This window comes from Nostoc sp. (assembly GCF_036917675.1).
Lineage (GTDB): Bacteria > Cyanobacteriota > Cyanobacteriia > Cyanobacteriales > Nostocaceae > Nostoc.
In genome coordinates this window covers 231334-251791 of record NZ_JBALCT010000071.1, presented here as the reverse complement: position 1 = coordinate 251791, position 20458 = coordinate 231334, and the positions used below count along the sequence as shown (strand labels likewise).

Genomic DNA, 20458 nt, shown 5'->3' with positions numbered 1-20458 from the left:
TATAATTGCGTTCCTCACCACCATGAAATTATTGAAATTCCTCAAATCCAAACCAGCGATTACAGCCTTAGCGATCGCAGTAACCATTATTGTCATTGATGTACATTCTTCCAGTTCAAATCCTCGCATTGGTAGGAGTACAATTACTCAGTCGCAATCACATATTCAACTTGTTCACACACTGACAGCGCATAAAAAAGTAACTTTTGGTGTTCCAGCAGTTGTGATTAGCCCGGATGGGAAAACCCTGATTAGTGGAGGTAGAGATGATACAATTAAAATCTGGAATCTACGTACTGGAAAATTGTTGCGTAGTTTAGATGCTCACTCAGATGGTGTGACTTCAATTGCGATTAGTCCAGATGGCAAGCGGATTGTAAGTGGTGGGATAACCACTCCAACAATGAAGGTTTGGGATTTACGCACTCAATTAATGCTTATGCAAAACATCGAAAGTGGACATACCCAGCCAGTAGAAACCGTTGCTATTAGTTCAGATGGTAGATTGATTGCTAGTGGTAGTGACGATCGCACAATCAAGCTTTGGGATTTACATAGGCTTAAGTTGCTTGATACCATTACTGCACATTCAGAATATGTAAGTAAGGTTGCATTTAGCCCTGATATGCAAACCCTTGTGAGTGCTGGGGGTGGCGATGACAATACAATTAAGCTGATTGATCTGCAAACTAAAAAAATACGCCATATTCTCAAAGGGCACAAAACCCCAGTTGATGCTATTGGCATTACTCCAGATAGCAAAAAGCTCGTCACTGGCAGTTTTGGTCAGCTAGTTTCTGGAAATCGGGCAATTAGCACCCTGAAGTTATGGAATCTCCAAACTGGAAAACTGCTGCATGAGTTTCCTGAAAATTTTAGTTCAGTTGAATCTCTTGTGATCAGCTCCGATGGAAAAATTCTGATCTGCGGCAATTTTGATGGCACTATTAAACTGTGGAGCTTAGAGACTTTGAAGCTGTTGCAGACCTTTGAAGATGGTTCCAGTTCTGTTTTAGGGCTTGCTCTTAGCCCAGATGGTAAAACTCTTGCTAGTAGCAATGAGGATAGCATTATACATATTTGGCAAATTAACTAAGTAAGTGGGTCAAATTAAATATAAAACCTCACCCTACCTCCGGCTTCCCTCTCCTTAATAAGGAGAGGGATTGAGGGTGAGGTTTGATCTTATATTTAATTACGCCTACCTACTTAACTGCATTAGCTATTACCTACAGATGGAAATTTAAACGCCAAAAAAAACAGATTTTACAATCACCTGGAAAGGTATATTTCCGTATTTAGGGATTGGCTCATGACGACGTTGATTAAGCTGTCTACCAGGCGATCGCGTGATAAAAACATGAGTTCTTTACCATACAAAATGTCTTGTAAAATCACGTAGGATACCAGCGAACCAAAAAAAATCTGAGCCATTGCTTCTGGGTCGGTGATTCCTAATTCTGGATGAGATGCGAAATACTGACTCAGCATTTGCCGACCACGCTGCACAACAGTTTGGGTATAAAGTTTTGCTAGTTCCGGAAAGTTTTGTGACTCAGTGATCATCAAACGCAACAAGGCCAAATAATCGGGATTATCAGCGACTTTGGTTAAATAAATTTCCGCAAGTTGACGCAACAAAATTTCTGGTTCGCCCTGCAATTTTTCTGTGCAAAAAATGCTTTGAAAACAAGCCAACGTCAACCGTTCTATCAACGCTTTAAACAGCCCTTCTTTATCTTGAAAGTGACTGTATATCGTTTGCTTCGACACTCCAGCTGACGCGCTGACACGATCCATACTTGTTCTAGCGTAACCCTCCTTCAAAAATACCCGTATAGCTCCTTGTAAGATTTGCTCCTGCTTGGGATTGATCGCAGGTAAAGGATTTTCTATTTCGCAAGTAGGATTTTTGCACATGAACAGTAAATTTTTTGACGTATCTCTTGTGTCATAATACTATACAGTCTAGTATGATAACAAAGAATTTCCGTCTACAAAATATTTTTCCCAATCCAGGGTGCTACCATGACTCAGACTATCCCGACATCCCCGGAAAATCTTAAAGATGCTCCAGTATCAAAGCAGCAGCGCCGCCAGAAACCGATTCCTTTACTGATCGGGGTGCTGTTGGTGGTGGTTGGCATTGGCTACGCTGTGTGGCGCAGTCAACGGCAAGGAGCAGTGAATGTACTGCAAGTTAGCGGACGCATTGAGGGTTATGAAACCGAGATTGGGATCAAGCGTTCTGGAAGAATTGTGTCAATTGGCGTGCGGGAAGGGGCAGCAGTAAAAAAGGGGCAACAGTTAATTAAGTTAGACGACACAGAAGATCAATTGCTGCAAGGACAACTGCTTGGTACTCAAGCGAGAGTAACATCTGCAAAGTATGATGAACAGCAGGCAATTTCAGATGTCGAGCAAGTTGCCAGAGAAATTCAAGAAATTAACAGCCAAATTAACGAAGGCAAACTGAATTTGCGGCAGTCTCAAGGGGATACCAAAGGTAGAATTGAGCAGGCACGAGCAAATGTAGCAGCAGCCAGAGCCACATTAGTACAAGCACAAGCGCAAGTTAAGCAGACAGCAGCAGAAGTTAATTTAGCAAAAATCAACCGCGATCGCTATGCCCAATTAGTCAAAGAAGGGGCAATCAATCAACAACAATTCGATCAAGCACAAACCACTCTTGATACTGCGATCGCAACCCTAGAAGCACGAGTTGCAGCAGTTAATGCCGAACGCCAACAGTTAAGCGCGACATCAGGGGCGTTAACTCAAGTTCAAACTACAGGTTTCAATCCTGACATTCGCAACGCCCAGTTAACAGCATTAGTCAGAAAGCAGCAGCAAAGTGATGCTCAACTTAAATCTGCACAGGCAAAAGTCAACTCTGCCCGTGCCAAAGTGAAAGATGCCCAAGCATCAAATCAGCAAATCCTCACCCAGATTGCAGACTCCAAAAAAGATTTAAATGTAGTTAGTCCCTTAGATGGAGTGGTAACAGCCCGTAGTGTCGAACCAGGTGCAGTAGTTAGCAGTCAGACTAATATTTTGACAATTGTTGATCCCAAGACACTGTATTTTAGAGGTTTTATTCCCGAAGGCGATATTGGCAGAGTCCGTCTAGGACAAACAACGAAAATCTTGATTGATTCTGCGCCAGATAAACCACTAGAAGGTAAAGTAATTGCGATCGATCCGCAAGCTTCATTTACACCAGAGAATATTTACTTTCAAAAAGATCGAGTCAGACAAGTAGTAGGAATTCGGATTAAAATTCAAAACCCTGATAACTGCTTTAACCCCGAAAATCCTTATACCAAATCAGATTTACCCTGTGCCAAAATGGGGATGCCAGCAGATGCCGAAATCAAGCTGAAGACAGAAGCCAGTTAAAAAAACCAGAGAGCAAATATTTACTTACTACAACATTTCATTAATTCATAACCAATTCTCTGCGTACCTTTGCGCTTCCCTTCGCGCCCCTTTGCGTTTAAAATTCCCCCCTCAATTCTTCCCCCCTCAATTCTCCCCCTCAATTTTCCCCCTCAATTCTCTTTTCCCAGCTAGGAGGCTAAATGATGCAACAGCAAAGAACAGTTCTTACTCCAAACTTACCGCAATCATCTAGTCTTCCCACCACAGCAATTAAAGTTCATGGCTTGCACAAACATTATGGAAACTTAGCTGCTGTACAAGGAATAGATTTCAGTGTCAACAAAGGCGAAATGTTTGGATTAATTGGCCCTGATGGTGCGGGAAAAACTAGCACCTTTCACATTTTGGGCGGTGTGATGGAAGCAACGGCGGGAGACGTACAAATATTTAATCAACCTGCACGAGATGCCCGATTAATCACAGGTTATCTCACCCAACAGTTTTCGCTGTATTTGGATTTGAGCATTGATGAAAACTTGCGTTATGCAGCAGGGTTGCGGCAAGTAGCAGACGATTTATTACAAAAACGCCGCAAGAAATATTTAAAATTAATGAATTTGGAGCGATTTAGCGATCGCTTAGTGGGACAACTTTCTGGTGGGATGAAACAAAAGCTGGCGCTGTGTTGTGCTTTGGTTTCTCAACCAGAAGTTTTATTATTAGATGAACCTACCACAGGTGTTGATCCAGTTTCCCGGCGAGAATTTTGGGATGTGCTAGCCCAGTTATCAGCCGAGGGGATGACAATTGTAGTCGCTACACCATACTTAGACGAAGCTGAACGCTGTCACCGCGTAGGTTTGATGTACGGTGGGCAAATTCATGAAATTGGCACACCCGCAGAATTACGTGCTAACTTAGGTTTGCATCGCTTAGAAGTGCGAACAGCAAATCTGCAAGCCACAGAAGAAATACTCTCCCAGAATATTGAGACAAATATAATAGATGTGCAAAGTTTTGGCGATCGCTTGGATGTCCTCGTCAAAGATATAAATTCCGGCGAAATCCAAGTGCGCGAACTACTGCAACAACATCAGTTACCTTCCCCCAATATCGAGCATGGCGAACCCACATTAGAAAACGTCTTTGTCACGCGCCTGCGACAACAAGGTTCCGTACCGCAATTTTTCCCATTTCCTCGTTTTCGCAAAAGAGGACAGGGGGAGACTAAAGGAGTAGCCATCTACGCCCATAACCTCAGTCGGATCTTTGGTAAATTCCAAGCCGTTAAAGATGTCAACGTCGAAATCCGCTACGGCGAAATATTTGGGTTGTTAGGTGCTAACGGTGCTGGCAAAACTACCACAATTAAAATGCTGTGTGGATTATTAGAAGCCAGTGGCGGTGAAATTTCCTTGGGTGGTGAAACAGGAAATCTGCGGAGTGCAGACTTACGGCGACGCATTGGTTATATGAGTCAAAAATTCACCCTTTACGACGATTTAACTATTCTGCAAAATCTAGAATTTTATAGCGGAGTTTACGGTGTACCTCGCAAACTCCGGCGGGAAAAAATTGACTGGGTAATTGCTACCTGTGGCTTAGAAGGGCAAACAAATATGATTACTGGACAGCTACCGGGAGGTTGGAAACAGCGAGTCGCTTTTGGTGCTTGCGTGATGCACGAACCAGATATTTTATTTTTAGACGAACCAACATCGGGAGTAGATCCGTTAGCGCGTCGCCAGTTTTGGAAGCTGATTAATGACTTTGCCCACAATGGTACAGCTATTTTAGTGACAACGCACTATCTAGAAGAAGCTGAACAGTGCAACCGCATGAGTTTTATGGTTGCAGGAGAAACCGTCATCGAAGGTTCGCCAAGTTCTGTCAAAGCCTCGCAACCGGGACAACTAATAGAAGTTATTGTCAATCAAAACCAAGCTGCTTCCCAGATACTCAAACAACACTTTGAGTCTTGGCGCGTCTCGATTTTTGCTGATAGTTTACACGTTGTCCTTGATCATCCCGAACAGGAAATAAATCAACTAACTCAACTTTTAGAAGCTAATCAAATTACCATCAATTCTTTGCGTCCCATTCCTTTTTCTTTAGAAGATGCTTTTATCGGTATTGTCCAGCGATCGCAAAAATAGGAATTGAGTAGGGAGAAACTTTACTTAGTATATATATGAAAAGAATTTTTGCTCAATGTGTAAAAGAAATAGCCCAATTTCGCCGCGATCGCTTAACATTAGCATTAGCATTTTTATTGCCATTCATCGCCCTAGTAATTTTTGGCTTTGCGATTAGATTAGAAAGTAAAAATATTCCCTTAATTGTGCAAGATTTTAACCGCACAAACCTAAGTAGCAGCTATATTGAACGATTGTATGCCACTAATCAATTTGTGCCTAAACAATGGTCTGGTGGCAATCCTACACGCGATGCAATAGATAAAGGAATCGCCAAAGCTGCTGTAATTATTCCGCCGGAATTTAGCCGCGATATTCAAGCAGGAAGAAGTACAAACGTGCAAGTATTAATCGATGCAACTGATGTTAATAATGCGCGTGTAATTAAAAATAGTATTCAGAGAGTCACAAACTTTTTCATGCAAGAGCATGGACTGATACCTGCTACTAATAGTATTACAGCACGAATGCGTCTATGGTTTAATCCTGGGAGATTAGAATCGTTGTATATTGTACCAGGAACTTACGGCGTTGTACTGTGGATTTTTCCTTCATTGCTGTCTGCGATCGCAATGGTACGCGAAAAAGAAAAAGGGACAATTTTACAAGTTTACGCTTCCAGTATTAGTGCCACCGAACTATTACTTGGTAAAGGATTAGCATACTTATTAATTGCCATCGCCGAGGCATTAATAGTTATGATATTAGGCTCAATTATTTTCCATCTTGGCATAGTTGGCAACCCGATAACATTACTACTTGGCACATTACTATTTCTAACAGATAGCGTTCTTTTTGGGTTACTTTTAGGAGTCCGTAGCAGTAACCAAAATGCTGCTGTACAAGGCGTTTCCCTCCTAGGCTTTATCACATCCTTATTACTCTCAGGTTTTATTTATCCCCTCAACAATATTCCTTTTCCCTTATCACTACTACCTAACGTAATTCCGGCGCGTTATTACATTAATATCACTCGTGATGCCTTCGTGCGCGGTACAGGATTTGCCGGAGTTTGGTTTGATTTACTCATGCTTGCAGCTTTGGGATTAGTGTTTTTCAACGTATCGCGTCGAGCTTTAAGTCGAATGCAATTACCAAATTAATCTCTCTGTGTTCTCTGCGTCTCTGCGGTTCGATAAAAATTAATTTTATGAAACTTATTCAGCGTCTATTTGATAGTCCATTTTGGGCACTAGTGCGGAAAGAAATTAATCAAATTCTCCGCAATAAACAATTAATTGTTTTGTTAGTTGTCCCCCCGACAGTCCAATTATTACTGTATGGCTTTATCCTCAATCCCGACGTTCATAACTTACGATTAGGTGTCATCGACTATGCCAACGTCAGCGCCAGTCGAGAGTTAGTTTCAGCCATGACATCAAATCAAATTTTCACTTTAGAATCTGTACCAAACAGTGAAAAAGTATTGAGTCGTCAGGTAGAAGAAGGAAAGCTAGATGTCGGAGTAATAATTCCTCCTGATTTTCCGCGTCAACTGGCACAAAAATCCGCAGAAATTCAAGTATTTATCGATGCAGTAAATGCCAATACAGCCGGGATTGCGGGAAATTATATGAATCAAATTATCCAGCAATATAATCTGCAATTAACCCAAGGTAAAGCAACTCCCCCAATCTCACCTCAAGTTGTATTTCTTTACAACCCCGGACTTACGAGTAGTTGGTTTTTTGTACCAGGAGTTATGGGTTTAGTTTTAACATTAATTGGCACATTAGTATCAGCAATTACTGTTGTTCGGGAAAAAGATACGGGAACTTTAGAACAATTATTAATGACTCCGGCTGCTAACTGGCAAATATTACTATCGAAAATAGTCCCTTTAGCATTTTTATTAATGGGAGATGTCTTATTAGCTATCACATTAGCAATAGTAATATTTCATGTCCCATTTCGAGGTAATTTTCTGCTATTTTTCGCCCTATCAGGTATGTATGTATTTGTCGGAATTAGCCTGGGTATTATGTTGGCGACTGTGAGTAATTCCCAACAACAGGTAGTCCTGACAGCTTTCTTTATTAATTTACCAATGGTACAAACTTCTGGCGCGATCGCACCGATTGAAGCTATGCCACCTTTCTTTCAAGTCCTATCCTTACTGAATCCCCTGCGCCATTACATTGCGATCGTTCGAGGTATTTTGCTCAAAGGCGTTGGCTTAGATGTATTGTGGATGAATGTTTTGGTTTTAGTCGCCTTTGCTGTTGTGTTATTAACTATTAGTATTAGTAAGTTTCGTAGTCAGTTAAGCTAAAGGATATATTCAGATTGATTCTTGTAATACCTGCAATCCCCATTTGTAGAGCGATAGCACTAGCAATTTATCTAAGTTTGGCGAAGTGCTAACTTCTTTAAGCAGTTCTAACATCAAATCATTTACAACTGCTGAATCTTCTGAGATTTTTACTGAAAATAAATTACCATCATTCCAAAGAGAGCGGATTTGACTCAGTGTCACTGATTTACCTGAATGAATTACTTGATTGCGTTTTTTCCGAATGCGATCTAATAATTTATACCATTTATTATCTTGATTGAAACTCCGAGATTTACACCAACCTTGAATTAAATCGACCATTCGTGGTTCATAGGTTATTCCATGTGCTTGGTCTGGTGTTATGGTCAAAAATCCTTTAGCCAGCCAATTTTTTTCTTGGGATTGAATATACAGCAATCGTTCTAAAATCTGGGCAAATTGAATAAATGCTATAGTGTAATTTTGGCGGTAAAGCGGTAGTTGAATTAACAAAGTAGACTCCCAAGCTTTGGTCATGTCGTCGGCTTTGATTTGATTTAATTGTTCTTTCCAAGCTTGAATTTGTTCGCTCTTTACTGCTTTAGCGACATCATTAGAATCTAGCCAATCACCAATAAGTTTTATAAAACTATCTATTTCCCAGTTCGTATAGCTTACCAAAATTCCTGCCAATTTATAGAGAATTTTGTGACGAATTTGATGTACTTTTAACCAAAGTTGTGCTTCGGAAAAATCGCCCCTTTCCCATGCGGAAACTACCCGCAAGCGTTCTAAAGACCAGAAATACTCTCCCATCGGGATAAGTTTAAAAGTTTGGGAATGAGCAGCAGTTCTAGCACCATTTTGCAGCGTGGGGAAGAATTCTTCTGGTTCATCGGGACTGGCGTTAAAGACTTGACATTGACGCACCAAAGCTGCTGCACAAATTTCTACACAGGATGCGATCGCAGGCGTACATCCTTTATTTTGTATCCATAAGACAAATTCTTCCTCGCCAGAGGGAGAAAAATAATCTCGTGCTTCTTGCAATACTAAAATTTCTAGTTCTTCACGAGTAGCATTAGTGTCATTTGCATTAATTAGTGGTGCGTGAATATCTACCCTGACATCAGGAAAAATACTTTTAATTTTTCCTGACATTAATTTTGCTAACCAAAGAGTATCAAGCCGACGAAAAAACCAAGAAACTGTTTCTGGTTGGTCAGTTCCCCACAAGATAATATGCTTAAGACCCTGCTTAATCCCAGTTTCAATAATTTTCTGGTCTAAAAGCAGTTCAACTTGGCTAAAGTCACCACCAAGCCATTCTACACAGTATTCATAATATCGCTTACCTAAATCTCTAGCACTCCAGGGAGAGGTTTTCTCCTTTTCTTCATGAGTACCACGTTCAATTCCTAATTCGTGAAAAAGTTCGTTAACATGACATGGATAGCTAGAACTCATAATACCATCAGCACCAAAAGAACGAATTACTCCATCTTTACAACGCCAACCAACTTGGCGAGTACCCACGGTGATAATTAACGTATCTACGCGATTAGATTCAGTTGATATAATTGTCATAAGGGGAAGATTTGGATAGAATTATCTAATATTTCTAAATACTTTTTGCGTGGGTCTACGTTAGCACCAAATACCGTTACTACTTGGTATTCCTGTAAATCTGCAATCCATATAGGGGAAGGTTTCACTTCTCTACCTACTTTTCCGCAAAGATTACCGTCATAATTACCATTAAATTTCAAGTCTTGACTATGCAGAACTACTAATGCATAGGGTTTATCAAAATCTTCTTTTGCAGAACAGACAATTATTCGACAATTAGCATCAATAGCTTCTGTCCATTGGTTATTTCTGGCTGTACCACAATTTTTTAGTTGAAGATAATTGAAATTAGCACCTAACGCTTGTAATGCTTGATAAAAAGCTTCTAGTTTTTGTCTAAATAATTGCTGAAATTCTTTAGGAGTTTTTGGTAATCTCCAAAATGAGTCTATACTGTCAGGTATTATAGTAGAACCACGCCACCAAGGAGCATATTCACGATTTTGCCGAGAATAACAAGGTCTTCTTGCACCTTGACCAATACCACCTAAATTAAACATTAACCAAGTAAGATTTTGAGCTAATTTTTGCAGATTAGCTTGTTTCTCTTTTGGGATTTCTGGTGAGTAATTTAATGTTAAAATTCCTTTTTGTTCACCACATTTATCATCACGACTCTGAGGTTCTTTTTGGGTAATTCTTCCTTCTAAAACTCTGATCATTAACCAACCATATTCTTTACTAGGATTAATCCCTCCAAATATTTTATTTTCCCATGCTTGAACTTGTGTTGGTTCTAGAATTCCTAATGCAAAAGTTCTAAACCAATAACGTAGCATAGATTTAAAAGCAACAGGTCGGACTTCTGCATGATTGATTGTATCTGATCTTAAATTTCCATTTGTATGTCTTCTATAAGGTTGATTAATATTTCTAAACTTCTGCTGCCCATGAATTAACTGACCTTCTAATATAAATTCAACGCGGAAGAATTCACTTTGATAAGTAACTTTACCTGCGGGATTTAATTGACCATAACCAGTATTAACTTGAGAACCTACGCCAGCTTGTAATCCAGTAATTAGCCAATATTTAACTTTTTCTAATATTTGATTATCTTGACAACCACTTGCTAAACATAAGCCAATAACAAAGATGGGTTTTTCTAAGCTTAAAAATGGGTTAGGATTGGGACTATATTTTGGTGAATTATTCTCCCATTGCCAAATATTATTAGCCATGTCTACAGCTAATATATTTTGATTGGGTAGAGGGTAAGCATCTAAAAATACTACTTTACCTGAGCGATCGCTTTTATTTTTCGCGTCTAATGAACCAAACCAAGGTGCAATTTGTTTTTCTGCTTGTTTCCAATCTATTTGCTGTTGAGTGATGATTTCCCGTATAGCTTGGGTTCTAGCGATACCTCGCAAGGTACTAGAGGGAATATAAGGCATACCTAAAGCATCAAAAGCAGGTAATAAAATACTCTCTGGTCCTCGGTGTCCCCCGACTCGAATTCTCCAAGGACATTGAACTTTAAAACTATTTTTAGCTATTAATTCTGTACGTTTGGTGAGGTGTTCTAATCGCTTTGAGTAGTTTGCCCCCTCTTGGGCCATTTGCAATATTTGTACTTTGGTGGGGTCTTTGTATTCAGCATCAGGCGATCGCATCCAACGCAGATATTCTACAAAACTCGCCTCTGGATGTGGTTGAGGTGGATTTTCTGGGTTTAACCAAGGAGAGGGTATAGGAGGCTGACCGCCACTATGACCGCCACTATGACCACCACTATGACCACCAACACCAACAGTAATTACTCTTCTGGGATTCATATCTGAATTGGCGGTTGCAGGTGGTTGTCGTCTTCTAGGTTGATTAGGTTGAGGTCTATCAAATACCATTAGTTTGAGTCTCCCTGAATATCTGAATAAATAGCAGTAGCCCAAAAACTAAACTCTTGTGCTAAAGCTAGTCCCAATCCTGTTAAACCTAAATATTCATCTGTATCAAGATTTTTTAAAGTTACTAAACCTTGTTCATTAGCTAAATTTGCTATTCCTGATAGTTCTTGTAAGCATTCAAAAAACTTTTTTACCACCTGCTTTTTACCTTTCATGTTCTCAGCTAAGGCTGTTTCTTCAGCTTTTAGTCGCATCATTCCCCAAGTAGAAAGATAAGTGTAAAGTTCAACTGATTGTCCTTTTTGTTGCTTCAAACGAGTGTCATCTTGATTGGGTAGGGTACGCAATTCATTTAAAGCTTCATAAATTGGTGTTGCAATTGTTCTAGGGTCAAATGTCATATTAATTAATTCCTTTACTAATGCGATGTGCGACTTATTCTTAAAACCCCGCTTCCATTTCTCTCCCCGTTGGCGTCAGCCTACCGTTAGGTAAGTGGAGAGAGGCTTTAAGTCTTGCTCCCCTTCCCTCGTAGGGAAGGGGCTGGGGGTTAGGTTTGAGAGAAAGTTGCACATCGCGTTTTACTACTAAATGTTTACATCCATTGTTGGACAAATCCGCGTCCTAAACTTTCTTGTCCACCAATTTGTAAGATTTCATTAGCGGCTAATAAATCCTTAAAATCTTGAGATGATTTTTGGGCTGTGCCATTAGCTTGAGATGTAATTCCCCAAGGTAAATACATTAATGTATCTGGAGGAATTGCTTCTTCATAACGAAAACCACCGTCTACTGATTTATGTTCATCGAGTTTAATTTTTACTTGTCGCCATAAACTCATTTGAATTAATGTAGCGCAGTGTTTATCTGGTAAAACTAATAAACGATTTAGAGAACTTGTTGCTGATGATTTTGGGACAAATTCCTTCGATTTATCCCAAGGCTGTAATTTATCAGCTTTGATAATCGCATCTTTGAGGTAAACAGCAGATTTACCATTAGTAAAGTTATAACTATATTCGGGAGGTATAGGTAAATTACTACCTTGTAAACGTTGCCAACGTTGTAGTAACATAGGACAACTAATCCAAACTACACTATGACTTAAAGAAGGTACAGGTAGCCAAAGTATAGAAGCATCACCAATCCAAATATTACCTTGTTCTAATTGTTTACCATCTTTTAATTCATTGCCAAATAGTTGATATTGTCTATCTTTATCTGTGACAGTTGACCGAACTTTACCACGAATTGTACTAGAAGGAATATAAGGTAAATTAGTATGAGATTCACGCGCAATTCCTAGTAAATTACCTTCTTGAGTTGTACCGCCAGTGTGTAATGGAGCTAGAAGATATAGGTAAATAGAATTAATCATGATTATTACCTTCTTGTTTGTAGTTAATCCACAATAATTCTGAATAACCAAGTTTTCTCCAAGTGTTTACCTTGGTTTATTCATTATCTTGAAATAAAAGTTGCGGTTGATTGAGGTAATACAAAGTACCAGGAGGTGTAGCAAAAACTTGCGGCGCCGGAATACTTTTACTCGCTTCTGCTTTTTCTCGAAAACGGCAACTAATAGGTACTAATTTCTCTGTTGCTACACTGACTAAATATCCTCGTGTTTGATTGCCGTTAATAGTCGGGGCTAATTTCCATTCCCAAGGATAAGCACGGCAAATCGCCCTTTCTCTCCCTTGGGATTTATCTTTGCGTTCAAAAGTACCTGGTGTCACCAAGTAAGCGATCGCTTTACCTCCACGCGCAAAGTTAGCTTGTGATTGTTGTTGCAAACTTGCCCACTGTTCGCCTAATTCATCACAACGTTGCAAAATTGTCCGATGTCCTTCTCCTCCTAATCGTAAGCTGCTTGGAGTATCGATATTTTCGTCTATGCCAACTGCTAAACTCCACCCATGATGAAGGCGAATTCCATTTTCGACAAAATAACCATCGGCATCTTTAACTTGTCTTGTTCCTTGTTCAATAGTATTGTGCGATCGCGTCTCTATTGTCCAAGGTTGATCTTCATGACTCCCAGAAATTACTTGCCAATCGTCTTTTTCGATCTTTCCGGTTTGGAGATATGTTTTGACAACTGAGTATGGAAGATATTGTCTAAATTTCGCTTCTGAATCGTCGCCTTTTACAAAATCATCTTCCTCATCTTCTGTTAGTAGGTTGACAGGTTTAACTAAAGGACAAGGTTGAGTCTGATCACGCAAAACAACATTATGTAAATGAGATGCAGTTTCCCATACTAAAGGAACAAGAGGTGTGGATTTCACAAATCCTAATGGACGCGGAAGATATAAGCTATTTCCTTTGTTTTCATAACAGAGGAACGGACCAACAATATTAAAGTCTTTCTTCTCTCCTAATATTCCCCGCAATGCCGCTGCGATCGCATGACCATTGGGAGGAAATATACTACCCGCCCAAGCCCTTTCTTGTGGTGAAAATGGTTTGGCATCTCTTAACATTAATATATCTAATGGTGTGAGTTTATACCAATACATTAAATATCACTTCCTAGTTTGATGTCACGGTTGCGTTTGACAAAAGCTGCAAGTTTTAACCAGTTTTGGATTTCATCGTCTAAGTCTTTTTCTTTGGTAGTCACAAATAAGGCTTGGAGAAAATCAGCTAAATTTCTCTGAAATTGCTGTTTGGCTTGTTGTTTGGCTGTGTCATCACCTTGGAATTGGTCACGGCGATCGCAAAATGCTTTTGTCCAAGGTAAAATTGCCTCTCGACTCGGTACTGGGTGTTGACTCCACAAACTCGCGGCTTGTTCAAATATCGCACTGTCTAATTCTTTGTCTGTAATTAATTTCTGCCACTCACGGAAAACATCAAATTTAGCAGTGGATTTTAAGGTGTTGCCGTTGCCGTATAATACTCGTACTTGTACAGCATCTTTTTGGTCTTTTTTACCTTCCTTTAGATAAAAATGTTCTTTGGCTTTTGCTTCTGCTGACCAAAGACTTTCTAAAGCGATCGCAAGTGGTACTGAATGATGGACAATAACGATACCAAAGCTAATAGTTGCATTCTTCCCCATCGTGAATAATGGTCTTTTGGCTATTTTTGGGTGTGTCTCCAAAGCAGTCCAATAATCGCCTTTGCTGTCAAATTCATCTTGAGGGTCTTTATTTCCTTGAAAACATTCGCGGATATCCCATAACCAGTTATCCCATTCCCAGAGATTGCTATAGGCTAAAACATCATCTCCACCTGCATAAATCAAGCGTCCAGCATAACGCTGTTCTGTCAAATAAGGTACTAATTGATTAGAAAAATCTAACAAAGCACGACTCAGGGCATTATGTGTTGATGGCCCCATGCGTTTTTTGACTTCTAAAAACTTCTGAAAGCTTTCTAAAGATACTGATTTATCTTCTTTATCTTTTAATTTTGAAGGAATATAATCTCGATATTCTTTTAGTTTTTCACCCTGCAACCATTTACTCATATCATCGCCGTCACCTGCCGCTAATACATACCAATCAGCAGGATTATTGCTGGGATAAGATTTATGAATAATTTTCGCAATATCTTGGCGATAATCATTGATTAAGTTTGCTGATATTTCTAAATCTTCAACTACCCACCCTAGATTTAGTAATCGAGGATGAAATTGTTTAAATTGAGTATTTTCATGTTGATCAATCCAAGGTATACCCCATTTTTCATGAATTACATCTAGTTTTTGTCCTCGGTCATCCACCCAATTTTTCACTGCTGCACAAGTTCGATTAAATATTTTTAATTCTTCAGAATCAGCATTTTTTAAATAACCTGCGACTCCTGATGTCAAATCTGGATAAGAAACAGCAATTTTATCTTTTGAGATATTCAGTAATGTCGGGAGGATTTTATGCAAACATCGTTTCACTGTCTCTGTAGCATTTAGTTGTTCACTGCCATCAAACAAACCTACGCGTTGTTGCCAATATTTTTTAGTTTCACCTTCAGTTATCCAATCCTCACCAGGATGCACCACTGGGCCAATACCAGAAATCGTAGAACGCGGGCCAAAAGCTGTAGGTAGTTCCCAATTCCGAGCATTTTTTACTGCTGCTAAAGCATATCGATTAGCGTCAAAAATCGGTGCCCACCAAGAACCAACATTTACGCTGAATTTTCGTTTTTGTTTTTCCCAACGTTGTTGATATGCTTGCCGCAGAAAATTTATTTCATTATCTTGAAATAGGTTTTTCTTTTGGTTAGTTATATAAGCTTGATTTTGAGCGTTTAGCCAATCTAAAAATTCTGTCTCTCGTTCTTTAGGAATAGCGGCATTTTTGAGAAGTTTTCCTTCAGCGCCTATGGGTAAAGCTGTCCAATAAAATTGCCATTGAGATTGTAACCAACCTTTCCAAGTGCTGCTGTTTGCTTGTAAATCTGGCATCCAATGACGCTGAGTTTGTAATTCGTCAAAAACCAAATCACCAATTTTTGCCCATTCTTGTAAAAGTGTTTGTTTGGCCAATTGCATAGCAGCTTGCACTTTATCTTTTGGCAGCACTAACACTAACACGTTCGGAAATCCTGCCGTTAAAAGTGAATTAGCTTCAGGTTCTTCTATCCATATATTAAACTCAGGAAATTCTTTTAATAGCCAATGGTCAATTAATGGTTGTTGGTAGAGGCTGGGATAAAGAAAGCAATCAGGGCCGTATTTTAGGGCAAGTTGCCAACATACTTTGGCTGAGAGATAGTGCAATAGCCAAGAACCTGCCCAAAAGTCTCGCATTTTGCGGCTGGCTTTGATGAGTTCTTGGACGGGGGTAAAGGTGAAGCTAGCTAAATAAGGATGAGAGAAAGTTTTGTTGGTTGGCCAGTGTTCAATCTCTGCGGTTGTCAGATCATATCCTGCTAAAGCGCCAGCCAAGGCTGCTGTGATACTACCATGACTCCAAATAGAACTATCTGGTAGGCGCGTTTCAGCTGGCATCAGCATCAAAGATTCATCATCAAATTCTCCACAAGTAGCTGCTGGTAAACAACGCCACAGCCACCAAAACAAACCCTTAATTTTTTCGGGATTTGTTCTCAACTCTTTTGGTATGGCTTCTAGTAACTTTTGTTCTTTTGAAGTTAAATAATCTTTGCGCTTTGTCGCCAGCATTTCTGAATGCTGCTTTATTTTAAAATGACGTTTTTCCCCAGATAGCAAATGAGATATTTCTAGACCTTGTTCTCTGTTATTAGTCGGAGCATAATTGATACTTGCGGTCACGCTACCAATAGCACCCCGATCGCTGGCTGAGGCAATATAATCAGCTTGGTGAATGTGTTCTAGAATTTTGCGTCCAGATGTCTCTGGGTTCCAGTTATTCTCACGCCAGTTCTGCATTACTTCTAGTTGTTGCCAGAAGCTATTTTCACCACGTCCACTATTATTGTGTAGCGCTTTTAGCACAGGGTCATGAAGTAATCCCCAGATTTTTGCTTGCCAGTATGCTTCCGACACAGGTTTGCTTTCTTTGATAGTGCCCGCTATTGTATAAATCTAAATTAGCGATCGTCCAGTAAAAATTAATCTTAATTATTATCAACATTTTTTCGCTTAATCCTCTCCTGGTAAGGCTTTGAGGAAGTTAGGTTGCAGTTATTTAAATATTTTTTTATTTATTTATTGACAATTTGAATTATTTCTACTTAAACCTTATCTCAGAGGATGAATGAACAAGTATTTTTGGTAACATCAAAGCATTAAGAACCTAACCCCCCTAGCCCCCCTTCCCTACGTTAGCGTAGCGGCACGAAGTGCGGGAATGGGGGTTTCAAAGCCTCTCAGGAGTGGGGGAGAGGAATGGAAGCGGGGTTTCTAGTATACTTTACGACTTTTCAAACATCCTCTCAGAGGATGAATGAACAAGTATTTTTGGTAACATCAAAGCATTAAGAACCTAACCCCCCTAGCCCCCCTTCCCTACGAGGGAATGGGGGTTTCAAAGCCTCTCAGGAGTGGGGGAGAGGAATGGAAGCGGGGTTTCTAGTATGCTTTACAAAACTGTACTTCCAACTTCCGACTTCTTTAACTTAGAATGATTTAAGAGGGTGTTTGAAAAGTATTATTGCTAACATCAATATCTCAGAAACCTAACCCCCCTAGCCCCCCTTCCCTACAAGGGAATGGGGGTTTCAAAGCCTCTCTCCGCTTCGGGGAGAGGAATGGAAGCGGGGTTTTTGGTATACTTTAGGACTTTTAAAACATCCTCTAAAGGTCGGCTGTTTTTGCAAGGGAGCCAAAATGGCATATAACGAATTTACACTTGGCAAGGTAAAGACTGCTTTTGGCATTTCTACTCGTGAGGGCGATCGTTTTTTACCACAGATAGAGCCAATTAGCCCTAGTTCTAACTTACAAGAATCACTCAATGAAAACCTCCCTTTGGCAGTAGCAACAGGCAATGAAAAAGCCCGTTCTGAGTTAATAATTAGCCCTGTGCTGGTAGAAGTTCGTCGCATATTAGAACGCAAAATCAGTTTTTTCTCTGGTCAAGATTTTACAGTAGATGCAACAGTTGGATTAAATGGCCGATGCGATTTTTTAATTAGCCGTTCTCCTGAATTACTAGAAATTGAAGCGCCTACGGTAGTAATTGTAGAGGCGAAAAGAGGTGATTTAAATGCTGGAATAGGTCAATGTATTGCTGAAATGGTGGCCGCCCAGCGATTTAATGAATTCAAGGGAAATCCCACATCAGCCATGTATGGGAGCATCACAAACGGAACCCAGTGTCGATTCCTCAAGCTAGTAGAACAAATAGTAGAAATCGACTTGACAGATTACCCACTACCTCCAATAGATCAAATACTAGGTTTTTTAGTATGGATGGTGCAGAATGCTTAAGTTTCCATCCAATTAGTTTCTCCAGCGAGTGGAGACATTTAATGGAATGCTCGCTGATATCAAAGCAAAGAAAAGTTTCCATTCAATTAGTTTCTCCAGCGAGTGGAGACATGATAGAGATGAATTTAAAATTTTTAAGAAGTAGTATTGTTTCCATTCAATTAGTTTCTCCAGCGAGTGGAGACACCGTACCTTGATTCACCCAATATTAAAATATGCGTTTCCATTCAATTAGTTTCTCCAGCGAGTGGAGACACCAAGAAAGATGTTGTCAATGTGGCTCTTTTCTCGGTTTCCATTCAATTAGTTTCTCCAGCGAGTGGAGACATATCTGGAACCCAAGAAGACTTGAGTGACTTGGCAAGACAATGTTTCCATTCAATTAGTTTCTCCAGCGAGTGGAGACATTCATACAGCAACATCTAGATCAGGAGTGTGAGAAGAAGTTTCCATTCAATTAGTTTCTCCAGCGAGTGGAGACATAATCTCTAATGCAATTGATTGGGATAATGAATTGTCGTTTCCATTCAATTAGTTTCTCCAGCGAGTGGAGACCCCTCGATTTTAAACCCTTATCCAGCCAAGAGTCCAGAGGCAGTTTGCGAGGGGGTCAGAATTTGAGACAGCAAAATCAAAAACATCGGTAAAAAAAATCCTTGAAACCCTTACAAGACAAGGCGGCGAGGGGGTAAGCGACACAATCAGCATTTCAGCGATTTCCAGACGCCCTCGCAACCAAACTAAATAATTAGCGAACCTGGAAGTTCTGTAACAGGTGGACCCACACCCCAACATTCCACCTGTTCTAAAGTATGACGTGACAGAGGGTAAAACCGCAGACTATCTTCAGCCAACTTAACTATTTTCTGGAGTCGGCGACGCAGTTCCTTATATTTATCAGCAGACAATCGACATTCAAACACCGAATATTGAACACGTTGACCATAGCCCTCTAATAAATCTGATACTTTTTTGCGGCGTTTGTCACAAGGAATATCATAAACCACCACATACAAAAACATATAAACTAACGAATCTGATAAGGCTGATAAAGTGAGCTAGGCTTATAGACAAACTGCTTATACGCCTTAACCTGCTGCGTTAACAAATCCCATTTCGGTTGTTTCTCCCCAGAGTCAGTTTGAATTTCTTCTTCCATCCTTTGTAAAAAAGCTTGAAGATACTTCCGCCGTCCAGAATCATTTAAATAACATCCTCCATCATGATAATCAAAATCTTTTTGGGCATTCACCACCTTACTATTAACTAACCACAACACCAAAGAATCGACAATTGGGGCGCGAAATTCTTCAATTAAATCAGAAGCTAGCGCTGGATGACCATCATGTGCTTGGTGCAAACAAGCATAATAAGGATCAAGTCCTTGAATTTCAATCAATGCTAATAAATGGTTCCAAAGAACCTGATAGCCAAAACTCAACATTGCATTCACAGGATTTCCCGGAGGACGACGGCTACGCGCAGTAAATACAAAATCTGTATTAGTCAAACACTCAGCAAAAGCAGAAAAATATTGTGCAGCAGCAGCACCTTCAAACCCCATCAATCTCTCAACTGAATCAGCCTCCGCCGCTTGATTAGCCAAATAATCAAGACTTTGCAGCACATTTTCTAGAATCTGAGACTCTAGTCTTTTTCGCTGTCGTCGCATCAACACCCGACTATTTTTTAACTTTGCCTGCACAATCGCACGGGCAGAGATTAACTTTTCCACTGGTGACAATTGCTGCTGATAGCGGGATAATTGGCGATATCCCCTAGCAATCGGTAAAATCCTGCCATAGCAGAAACCCATACGCGATAAATAGGTAATCGGAATATCTCGCCATAAACAAGCGCGAATTGCTTGGGTGCTAACTTGCGACTTACCAAAAATCAGAACTTGTTCCAATAAAGGTAATTGCACCTCACCGCAAATAGTCTCTCCTTGCTTAACAAGCAAAGTCTCCTGGTGCAAACACACATAACAATTTTGCTGAGAAACGTAGAGAGTTCGCATAGAATTATGAATTACAAATTATGAATTATGAATTTTTTGTTACCCTGACTTTTCGCGTTGTCTGGAAAATCTCTCTCCTAAAAGCTACGGCGTACACACAAGTTATCCGATTACCCAAAAGTCCTTTAAAACCTCACCCTGTCCTATCGGACATCCCTCTCCTTAGTAAGGAGAGGGACAGGACAATGATTCAGAGGAAATGAGCGTCAAAGACCTAATCGGACATCCCTCTCCTTTATAAGGAGAGGGACAGGTTTTGCGTAG

Annotated in this window: 15 protein-coding genes and 1 CRISPR repeat array; of the genes, 6 read left to right on the top strand and 9 right to left on the bottom strand. The window is 40.0% G+C overall.

Annotation, left to right across the window (positions count from 1 at the left end; all coding sequences use genetic code 11):
• Positions 1–22: 22 nt before the first annotated feature.
• Complete coding sequence (locus V7K31_RS28225) at positions 23–1096, top strand: WD40 repeat domain-containing protein (RefSeq protein ID WP_335099068.1); 1074 nt, start codon at positions 23–25, stop codon at positions 1094–1096.
• Positions 1097–1272: 176 nt separating this feature from the next.
• Here the strand turns inward: V7K31_RS28225 and V7K31_RS28220 are convergent, their stop codons facing one another.
• Positions 1273–1920, bottom strand: a complete 648-nt coding sequence (locus tag V7K31_RS28220; protein WP_335099065.1) for a TetR/AcrR family transcriptional regulator — start codon at positions 1918–1920, stop codon at positions 1273–1275.
• Between the two features lie 108 nt (positions 1921–2028).
• On the opposite strand from V7K31_RS28220, the gene V7K31_RS28215 reads away from it, so the two are divergent.
• From V7K31_RS28215 to V7K31_RS28200, 4 genes are all read left to right on the top strand, one after another.
• On the top strand, positions 2029–3399 hold the full coding sequence (locus V7K31_RS28215; RefSeq protein ID WP_335099063.1) for an HlyD family secretion protein: 1371 nt from the start codon (positions 2029–2031) through the stop codon (positions 3397–3399).
• Between the two features lie 185 nt (positions 3400–3584).
• Positions 3585–5537, top strand: coding sequence for an ATP-binding cassette domain-containing protein (locus V7K31_RS28210; protein ID WP_335099177.1), 1953 nt, complete (start codon positions 3585–3587; stop codon positions 5535–5537).
• Between the two features lie 35 nt (positions 5538–5572).
• Positions 5573–6679 carry an ABC transporter permease gene (locus tag V7K31_RS28205; protein WP_335099061.1) on the top strand — a complete coding sequence of 369 codons (1107 nt, stop codon included), beginning with the start codon at positions 5573–5575 and terminating at the stop codon, positions 6677–6679.
• Between the two features lie 47 nt (positions 6680–6726).
• Complete coding sequence (locus V7K31_RS28200; RefSeq protein ID WP_335099058.1) at positions 6727–7848, top strand: ABC transporter permease; 1122 nt, start codon at positions 6727–6729, stop codon at positions 7846–7848.
• 9 nt (positions 7849–7857) lie between these two features.
• Here the strand turns inward: V7K31_RS28200 and V7K31_RS28195 are convergent, their stop codons facing one another.
• The 6 genes from V7K31_RS28195 to cas10 all read right to left on the bottom strand — a co-directional run bounded on the left by V7K31_RS28195 (position 7858) and on the right by cas10 (position 16788).
• On the bottom strand, positions 7858–9417 hold the full coding sequence (locus V7K31_RS28195) for a hypothetical protein (RefSeq protein ID WP_335099056.1): 1560 nt from the start codon (positions 9415–9417) through the stop codon (positions 7858–7860).
• Positions 9414–11306 (bottom strand): type III-B CRISPR module RAMP protein Cmr6, encoded by a 1893-nt coding sequence (gene cmr6, locus V7K31_RS28190; protein WP_335099054.1) that lies wholly within the window; start codon positions 11304–11306, stop codon positions 9414–9416. The genes V7K31_RS28195 and cmr6 overlap by 4 nt, the downstream gene beginning before the upstream one ends.
• Positions 11306–11707, bottom strand: a complete 402-nt coding sequence (locus tag V7K31_RS28185) for a hypothetical protein (protein WP_335099051.1) — start codon at positions 11705–11707, stop codon at positions 11306–11308. The genes cmr6 and V7K31_RS28185 overlap by 1 nt, the downstream gene beginning before the upstream one ends.
• Positions 11708–11901: 194 nt before the next feature.
• A complete protein-coding gene (gene cmr4 / locus V7K31_RS28180; RefSeq protein ID WP_335099048.1) occupies positions 11902–12684 on the bottom strand; it encodes a type III-B CRISPR module RAMP protein Cmr4 in 783 nt (260 codons plus the stop codon).
• A 76-nt stretch (positions 12685–12760) separates the two neighbouring features.
• Positions 12761–13828, bottom strand: coding sequence for a type III-B CRISPR module-associated Cmr3 family protein (locus tag V7K31_RS28175; RefSeq protein ID WP_335099046.1), 1068 nt, complete (start codon positions 13826–13828; stop codon positions 12761–12763).
• Positions 13828–16788, bottom strand: coding sequence for a type III-B CRISPR-associated protein Cas10/Cmr2 (gene cas10, locus V7K31_RS28170; protein ID WP_335099044.1), 2961 nt, complete (start codon positions 16786–16788; stop codon positions 13828–13830). Before cas10 ends, V7K31_RS28175 begins: the two co-directional genes overlap by 1 nt.
• A gap of 783 nt (positions 16789–17571) precedes the next feature.
• Between cas10 and V7K31_RS28165 the strand changes: the two genes are divergently transcribed.
• Positions 17572–18174: a hypothetical protein gene (locus V7K31_RS28165; RefSeq protein ID WP_335099041.1), complete on the top strand. Its 603-nt coding sequence runs from the start codon at positions 17572–17574 to the stop codon at positions 18172–18174.
• Positions 18175–18730: direct repeats of the CRISPR family, unit length 37 nt; unit sequence GTTTCCATTCAATTAGTTTCTCCAGCGAGTGGAGACA. It lies immediately after the preceding gene.
• A 184-nt stretch (positions 18731–18914) separates the two neighbouring features.
• Here the strand turns inward: V7K31_RS28165 and cas2 are convergent.
• A complete protein-coding gene (gene cas2 / locus V7K31_RS28160) occupies positions 18915–19196 on the bottom strand; it encodes a CRISPR-associated endonuclease Cas2 (protein ID WP_335099037.1) in 282 nt (93 codons plus the stop codon).
• 5 nt (positions 19197–19201) lie between these two features.
• Positions 19202–20194, bottom strand: a complete 993-nt coding sequence (gene cas1 / locus V7K31_RS28155; protein WP_335099034.1) for a CRISPR-associated endonuclease Cas1 — start codon at positions 20192–20194, stop codon at positions 19202–19204.
• Positions 20195–20458 lie beyond the last annotated feature (264 nt).